We start from the raw sequence: 372 nt of genomic DNA, 5'->3' as shown, positions 1-372 counted from the left end.
CCAATCTGATAGCGACGATTGCTTTCCTGCTCGACGTACCCCTGAGACGCAGGGCTGTTCAGCAGCCTCTGGGCCACCGAAGGTGTTAAGTCAAGCCGCCGGCCAATTTCTCGCACCCCGAGCGCCTCTCGTGCTTCTTTGAGCAGATTGAGGATCAAAAGGCCTTTTTCCAGTGAGAGATTGCTGCTCATTTATTGTTCCTATTATCAGAACGCTGTTCCATATAATGCGCATTAAAGTCCTTTCGTAACTTCGATGTCAAGTCAAATGTTCACTAAAGTGTGTCGTCATATAATGTACGCCCCTGCAACCGTTGTTATATGGATATACGTTCGGTAATTGGTCTTAACGTGCAGAAAATCCGGCGCGAAC

1 protein-coding gene is annotated in these 372 nt (G+C 48.1%); it reads right to left on the bottom strand.

Annotation, left to right across the window (positions count from 1 at the left end):
* Window positions 1-191, bottom strand: a 191-nt coding sequence (locus SB822_RS55370) for a helix-turn-helix domain-containing protein (protein WP_410858880.1), incomplete at its 3' end; no start/stop codon positions are given.
* Between the last annotated feature and the right edge of the window lie 181 nt (window positions 192-372).

This window comes from Paraburkholderia sp. SIMBA_054, assembly GCF_046534875.1.
GTDB lineage: Bacteria > Pseudomonadota > Gammaproteobacteria > Burkholderiales > Burkholderiaceae > Paraburkholderia > Paraburkholderia hospita.
This window is presented reverse-complemented; position numbering and strand designations above follow the sequence as displayed.